The sequence below is a fragment of the Longimicrobiaceae bacterium genome, assembly GCA_035936415.1.
GTDB lineage: Bacteria > Gemmatimonadota > Gemmatimonadetes > Longimicrobiales > Longimicrobiaceae > JAFAYN01.
In genome coordinates, this window is record DASYWD010000347.1 from 1 (window position 1) to 7203 (window position 7203).

The following is a 7203-nucleotide window of genomic DNA, read 5'->3' on the forward strand; positions in this document are numbered from 1 at the left end:
GCAGCCGCGCCGCGCGGACTCTGGAGAGCTTACAGGAGGCGATCACCGCAGCCATGCAGACCGTCTCTGCCCTGGATGCTCGTGGCTGGTTCACCCACTGCGGCTACCACCTGGCTCCGGACTGACTCACAAACCGCTATAACACCCTCAAGCTCAGGTGCGTGCGGCCAAACTGCGCCACCCAGACGCGGCGACCGGCGCTCCCGTCACCAGGCGTGAAAGTGTCGCCGGCCGCACGTCTCCTGCAGCGCAATGGTTAGGCGGCGGGAGGCCCAAGGTGGACGACCTGCCCTAGTTGGATGGTGCGGAGCGTTTCCAGCAATTCGGGCACGAGGAGCCGCAGCACCCGAATGTTGTTACTGTAAGCGACCAGAACGACGATCGCGAGCCGGATTCCCGAGAGGTTCTGCTGGTGAACCAGATTGCGGTCGACGGTCACGAGAACATCGAACTCCGCTTCCGCATCTCGCAGGAGACTACCATCCAACTTGCTGGCCCAGCCGTGCTCTCGCACGGTGCGCACAACGAAGCCCGGCAGTTCGCGCTTGAGTCTGCCGGGCACGCACTCATCCAGGAGAACGCGCCGAGCTTCGCTCACGCCACGCGGCCCAGAAGCGCCTCTACCGCCTGTTCGAGAAACTGTATGGCCTGCTCACGCTGGACGCCGGGGAAGTCCTTGAGGAACTCGTCGAGCGAGTCGCCGGCCTCCAGGTAGTCGAGGAGGGTGCGCACGGGCACGCGAGTGCCGATGAAGACAGGTGTACCGCTGAGGATCTCAGGGTGGGTATGGAAGACGGCCTCGCGCGGCATGGGCGATCTCGGTTGCTGGTGAAAACGATGCTACCCCAAAGCTTACCTGGGGGTGGACCCGGAGGCAAGCCGCCTAACGCCCTCAAGCTCAGGCGCGTGCAGCCGAACGTGAACTCACGCCGCAGTGCGACTGGCGCTCAGGGCGCCAGACGGTACAAGGGTCGCCGGCTGCATGTCGCCTGCAGCGCAATCGTTAGGCGCGAGGGGGTGCGGACCTATGTGCTTCTTCGAGAACTTGCATTAGTTGCGAGGGAACTGTACCCAACAGGTCGAGAATCCGGTCGCCCTCTTCCCAGAACTCACGAAACGACTGTCCGCCATCCAGATATACTTGGTGCCGCTGGATTGACCGGAGCCGCTTCAATGCTTCATCGAGGGTACCCGACAAGCCGGACCTGTCATGAGTAATCATGCTGCGGAAGTGCACGACCTCATCAGCTGCTCGGCTTAGGATGTACTTCCCCTCGTTCGTATTTATTGGCTCACTGTCCCGTTCCGCTACCCATTCTGCATTGAGGCGCCGAAGGAACGTCTCAAACTGGGCCTGAAAGGCTCCCACGGCTGCACGCTGCTCCTCGAGTGGATCGGGTTCCGGAGGCGCCTCCAACGCTCGCGACGGTTGCACGCGAAGAAGGTCGATCATGGTGCCTGCCAAATGACGCTGGAGTTGCTCGCGGAAGTCTGCGAGGGATTCATACTCTGAATAGAGCCCTTCCTCGGCGAGGCGCTTACGATACTCGACGAGTGCCCTGTACTGGTCGAGATCTAGGCTATCTGGCACCACCGGTGCGGAAGAAAAATAAAGGAGTACCGGCTTCTGTGCCGCGCGAAACTGCTCGATCTCCTCGGCGGTCCCTGACTCGGCAACTCCCGTTGGGGTTCCCAGCCGGGTCCAGAATGCGCCAATGAGCAAGTCGCAACGGTCGACCAGTTGCTGGTTGATAATGCCTTGCGGCCTGTCTCCGAATGCAGGCCGTGAATGTGTTTCCCATAGAACAGGCTCAATCACGGCTGCGGTATCGACTGAGTGTACCGCGTTCCATGCAGCAACAACTTCTGGGATGATCTTACGCTCCTGTGCGCAATCACTAGGAGAGGCGATAAGTGCTCGGAAAATCAGTCCGGTCTGAGGCATGAGTCACCGAGGCAAAGGTTAGATCGGGTGCCACCTTGTATCTGCGCCGGGACGCGGTCGCGCGCAAGCGGATGTACGGTAAGCACTCTGACGGGCACGCGCCTAACTACTGTTTAGGCCGAGGGACCTCCACATATCACCCAGGCACCTGTGGGCCCAAGCGCCGCCGCTCGCAACCTTTGGGCATCTCTCTCCGCGCGGCTCAACCTGGAGCCCGTTCCAGATAACGCGTACGCGCTGCATCGCATCGCTCCGGCCGCATTCGTCTGCCGCCTCAGCGCTTCCGACTGCTGTTCAGATGCCTCAGAAGGGGATTTGTGGAACTTTCTTCCGCATAACCCCTTGTGGGACGGATTATGCGACAGCATTCTTGAGGCCATCCACGGCAGTATACCTCCACCGCTCCCGCGGAAGCAAGGCGCTCATGCCCCCGCCCAGACTGCTGGATCAGGTCAGACGCGTGCTGCACCTGAAGCACTTCTCCATCCGAACCGAAGAGGCATACACGCGCTGGATCAAGCGCTTCGTGATCTTCCACGGCAAGCGCCACCCCGCGGAGATGGGCCCGCAGGAGGTGCGCGCCTTCCTGTCGCACCTCGCCACGGAGGGGGAGGTCGCCGCCGCCACGCAGAACCAGGCGTTCGCCGCGCTGCTCTTCCTGTACCGCGACGTCCTCGGGGTCGACCTCGGGGTGATCGAGGATGTGGTGCGGGCACGGCGTCCCGCGAAGCTGCCGGCCGTCTTCACCCGGGGCGAGGTCAAGGCCGTGCTCGCCCAGCTCAAGGGCACGCACTGGCTGGCGGCCAGCCTGCTCTATGGCTCGGGGCTGCGCCTCCTCGAGTGCCTGCGGCTGCGGGTGAAGGACCTGGACTTCGAGAGTGGGCAGATCGCCGTCCGGGACGGGAAGGGCCAGAAGGACCGCGTGACCATGCTCCCGGACAGGCTGAGAGGGCCGCTGGAAGACCAGCTCCAGCGCGTCCGCGTGCTGCATGAGCGGGATCTGGCCGAGGGCTTCGGCGCGGTGCACCTGCCGCACGCGCTGGCGAGAAAGCGCCCGGGCGCACCCCGCAGCCTGGCCTGGCAGTACGTCTTCCCCGCTCCCTCGCGCTCGGTGGATCCCCGCTCCGGACAGGTGCGGCGGCACCACCTTTCCGAATCCGCGATCCAGAAGGCCGTCAGCGAAGCCGTTCGCAAGGCCGGGATCTCCAGGGCGGGGAGCTGCCACACCTTCCGGCACTCCTTCGCCACCCACCTCCTGGAAGCCGGATACGACATCCGCACCGTGCAGGAGCTGCTCGGGCACAAGGACGTGCGCACCACCATGATCTACACGCACGTCCTCAACCGCGGCGGGATGGGCGTGCGGAGCCCGCTCGACGCCCGATGAGGGGAGGCACCCGGCCCTCCCGCGTCCGCCGGTCGGCGCGATGCATCCGCTGGGTCCCGCAGCTCGCTCCTGCGGGGCGGGGGTGACGGCCCGGCGGAGATCCACCAGATTACCCGCCGCGCGGCCGCCCCGGCCCGCGCCCCACCGCACCCGCGCCGCCGCCCGTGAACGACGCCACCCCCGCTCCACAGCCGTCCGCGCCGCTCCGCCGGCTGATCCGCTACGCGCGCCCCCACCGGCGGCGGGTGTGGGCCGCCTCGGTCTGCTCCGTCCTCAACAAGCTCTTCGACCTCGCCCCCGAGGCGCTGATCGGCGCCGCGGTGGACGTGGTGGTCCGGGGCGAGGATTCGCTCGTGGCGCGGCTGGGATTCCCGGACGTGCGCGACCAGCTCGTGGTGCTGGCCGCCATCACCTTCGTGGTGTGGCTGCTGGAGTCGCTCTTCCAGTACCTGTACGACGTCCTCTGGCGCAACCTGGCGCAGACGCTCCAGCACGAGCTGCGCATGGACGGCTACCGGCACCTGCAGGAGCTGGACCTCGCGTACCACGAGGAGCGCAGCACGGGCGGGCTGATGTCTGTGCTCGCCGACGATGTGAACCAGCTGGAGCGCTTCCTGGACCGCGGCGCCAACGAGGTCATCCAGGTGGTGACCACGGTGCTCGCCATCGGCGCGGCGTTCTTCGTCGCGGCGCCGGAGGTGGCGTGGGTCGCCCTCCTCCCCATGCCCTTCGTGATCTGGGGCTCACTGGTGTTCCAGGCGCGGCTGGCCCCCCGCTACGCCGCCGTGCGCGAGTCGGTGGGCGCCCTCAACGCGCGCCTGGCCAGCAACCTGAGCGGGATCACCACCATCCGCGCCTACGCCGCCGAAGCGCACGAGGAGGCCCGCGTGGCGGCGGAGAGTGAGGCGTACCTGCGGACCAACCGCCACGCCATCCGCCTGAGCGCCGCCTTCGTGCCGCTGATCCGCGTGGTGATCCTGGTGGGGTTCACGGGGACGCTGCTCCTGGGTGGGCTGCAGGTGCTGGAGGGCGAGCTGGCGGTGGGGACCTACTCCTTCCTGGTGTTCATCACCCAGCGGCTCCTCTGGCCGCTCACCCGCCTGGGCGAGACGCTGGACCTGTACCAGCGGGCCATGGCCTCCAGCACGCGCATCTTCGCGCTGCTGGACACCCCGGTGCAGGCGCACCCGGGCGAGCTGGCGCTTCCGCCCGAGACGGTGCGCGGCGCGGTGGAGCTGGACCGGGTGACCTTCGCCTACCCCGGCCGCGAGCCGGTGCTGCGCCGCTTCTCGCTGCACGTTCCCGCGGGGGAGACCGTGGCGGTGGTGGGGCCCACCGGCTCCGGGAAGAGCACGCTGGTGAAGCTGCTGCTGCGGCTGTACGAGATCGACGCGGGCGCGGTGATGCTGGACGGGGTGGACGTGCGCCGCATCCGCCCGGGCGACCTGCGGCGCGCCGTGGGGCTGGTGAGCCAGGACGTGTTCCTGTTCCACGGCACCGTGCGCGAGAACATCGCCTACGGAAGCTTCGGCGCCACGGACGCGCAGGTGGTCCGGGCCGCGGAGCTCGCCGAGGCGCACGGCTTCGTCATGGCGCTCCCGCAGGGGTACGACACCGTGGTGGGCGAGCGGGGGCAGAAGCTCTCGGGGGGGCAGCGGCAGCGGATCGCCATCGCCCGCGCCATCCTCAAGGACCCGCCGGTGCTGGTGCTGGACGAGGCCACCTCGGCGGTGGACAACGAGACGGAGGCGGCCATCCAGCGCTCGCTGGAGAGGATCAGCGTGGGGCGCACCACCCTCGCCATCGCGCACCGCCTCTCCACCGTACGGAACGCGCACCGCATCCACGTGATGCAGGAGGGCGAGATCGTGGAGTCCGGCACGCACGAGGAGCTGCTCGCCGCCGGCGGCACCTACGCCGCGCTCTGGCGCGTCCAGACCGGCGAGGCCGCCGCGGTGTAGGGCGGGCGCGGGCGCCGCTACCGCAGCCCGATGGCGATCGCCAGCATCACCGCCGCCGCGCCCAGGACCAGCAGCCCCGCGTACAGCGGGAGTACGAAGCGCAGCCAGCGCTCGTAGCGCACGTCCGCGGCGATCAGGATGGCCATCAGCGCGCCGTTCGTGGGGGCGATCAGCTCGGTGAGCCCCGCGCCGTACTGGTAGGCCAGCACCGTCACCTGCCTCGACATCCCCAGCAGGTCGGAGACCGGCACCAGGACCGGCATGGTGAGCACCGCCTGGCCGCTCACGCTGGGGACGGGGAAGTGGATCAGCGCGTGCGCGCCCATCATCCCCAGCGCGGAGAGCCCCACCGGGAGCGCCGCGATGGGCGTGACCAGCCCGTGCACGATGGTGTCCACGACCCGCCCGTCCTGCAGCACCACGTAGATGGCCCGCGCGAAGCCGATCAGCAGCCCCGCGAAGGCCATGTCGCGGAACCCCTCGATGTAGGCCTCCACCGTCCCGCCCACCCGCAGCCCGCCCAGCAGCCCCACCGCCACCCCCATCGCGAAGAAGAGCCCCGCCATCTCGTCGAAGCCCCAGTCCAGCCGCAGGATTCCGAAGACGTAGACGGCGAAGGTCACGAGCACCAGCGCCAGGATGGCCGCGTCGCGCCCGCCTGCCGCCCGTGGCTGCACCTCCCCCTCCGCCAGCGCTTCGGCGGCCTCCGGGGCGGCGCGCGTCCGCGCGGCGTAGCGCATGGTCACGGCGATCCAGATCGCCAGCGCCAGCACTAGGAAGGCGATGCGGAAGGGCGCGGCGGAGAGGAGCGGGAGCTCGGCCAGCTTCTGCGCGATCCCCACCTGGAAGGGGTTGATGGGGCTGAACGACGAGCCCACCGCCGCCGACCCCAGGCTCATCGCCACCGCCACCAGCGGGTCGAAGCCCATGCGCCGCGTCAGGATCAGGAGCGCGGGGATCAGGGCGATGAACTCCTCCTGCATGTTGATCATCACCCCGCCCAGGGCGGAGAGCACGCACACCGCCGGGATCACCGCCAGCGTGCGCCCGTCCATCCGCACCACCAGCCGGTCCACCGCGCGCCGGAGCACCCCGGTGCGGTCCAGCACCGTGAAGGCCGCGCCCACCAGGAACACCACGAAGATCACGTCCGCCGCCTCCGCCATGCCGCGCGGGATGGCGACCAGCGCCTCGAAGGGCCCCACCGGGGCGGGCTCCACGGCGTGGTAGGTCCCCGCCACCACCACCTCGCGCCCGGTGGCGGGGTCCTCGCGCCGCTCGTACTCCCCCGCGGGAAGGAGCCAGGAGAGCGCGGCGGCCAGGGCGATGAAGCCCACCAGGAGCGTCATGGGGTGCGGGAAGCGGATCCGGGGCATGGGGGCGGGGCGGGGTTCGGGTGGACGACGGGGAGCAGCCAAGATTCCGCGCGCGCCGTCGCCGCACAAGGGCCCGCGCGCCGCCGCGGGGGTGGACGGGGCGGCGGTGGCCCCCAAAATGCCGGATGGTGGGCCGGGCGCCGGTGCGCCCCCGCCGATCCGCCTCCGGGAGGGAGCGCTGTCCGAACCGTTCGACCTGTCCGAGCTGCTGGGCGACTTCCGCGACGAGGCGCGCGATCCCATCGCGCGCCTCGACGCTGCGCTCGCCGGCTGGGAGCGCGGGGAGGAGGTCCCGGAGCCGGACCGGGCGCCGCTCCTGCGGGGGCTGCACACGCTGAAGGGGAACGCCGGAATGCTGGGGCTCCGCCCCATCCAGGACTTCGTCCACTCGGTGGAGAGCGTCCTGAAGCGCTCCGCCGCGCCCCCGCCGCCGCCGACGCTGCAGGCGCTCTTCCGCGGCGCGACCGCGCTCCGCCGCGCCGTGGACCGGGCCGGAACCCCGGAGCAGGAGCCGGCCTTCGCGGCGCTCGTGCC

General features: G+C 69.2%; 7 protein-coding genes. 3 read left to right on the forward strand and 4 right to left on the reverse strand.

The features are described from left to right. Window positions 1-256 precede the first annotated feature (256 nt). The 3 genes from VGR37_14075 to VGR37_14085 all read right to left on the reverse strand — a co-directional run bounded on the left by VGR37_14075 (window position 257) and on the right by VGR37_14085 (window position 1945). Window positions 257-562 carry a hypothetical protein gene (locus tag VGR37_14075; protein ID HEV2148526.1) on the reverse strand — a complete coding sequence of 102 codons (306 nt, stop codon included), beginning with the start codon at window positions 560-562 and terminating at the stop codon, window positions 257-259. Between the two features lie 32 nt (window positions 563-594). After that, window positions 595-810: a DUF433 domain-containing protein gene (locus VGR37_14080; protein HEV2148527.1), complete on the reverse strand. Its 216-nt coding sequence runs from the start codon at window positions 808-810 to the stop codon at window positions 595-597. A gap of 193 nt (window positions 811-1003) precedes the next feature. Beyond that, on the reverse strand, window positions 1004-1945 hold the full coding sequence (locus tag VGR37_14085) for a hypothetical protein (GenBank protein HEV2148528.1): 942 nt from the start codon (window positions 1943-1945) through the stop codon (window positions 1004-1006). 424 nt (window positions 1946-2369) lie between these two features. On the opposite strand from VGR37_14085, the gene VGR37_14090 reads away from it, so the two are divergent. Both VGR37_14090 and VGR37_14095 read left to right on the forward strand, forming a co-directional pair. Beyond that, window positions 2370-3332 carry an integron integrase gene (locus tag VGR37_14090; protein HEV2148529.1) on the forward strand — a complete coding sequence of 321 codons (963 nt, stop codon included), beginning with the start codon at window positions 2370-2372 and terminating at the stop codon, window positions 3330-3332. A 164-nt stretch (window positions 3333-3496) separates the two neighbouring features. Further along, complete coding sequence (locus VGR37_14095; GenBank protein ID HEV2148530.1) at window positions 3497-5293, forward strand: ABC transporter ATP-binding protein; 1797 nt, start codon at window positions 3497-3499, stop codon at window positions 5291-5293. Window positions 5294-5310: 17 nt separating this feature from the next. Here the strand turns inward: VGR37_14095 and VGR37_14100 are convergent, their stop codons facing one another. Further along, window positions 5311-6669, reverse strand: a complete 1359-nt coding sequence (locus VGR37_14100) for a hypothetical protein (GenBank protein ID HEV2148531.1) — start codon at window positions 6667-6669, stop codon at window positions 5311-5313. A 106-nt stretch (window positions 6670-6775) separates the two neighbouring features. On the opposite strand from VGR37_14100, the gene VGR37_14105 reads away from it, so the two are divergent. After that, the coding region (locus VGR37_14105; GenBank protein HEV2148532.1) for an Hpt domain-containing protein at window positions 6776-7203 on the forward strand (428 nt) is incomplete at its 3' end.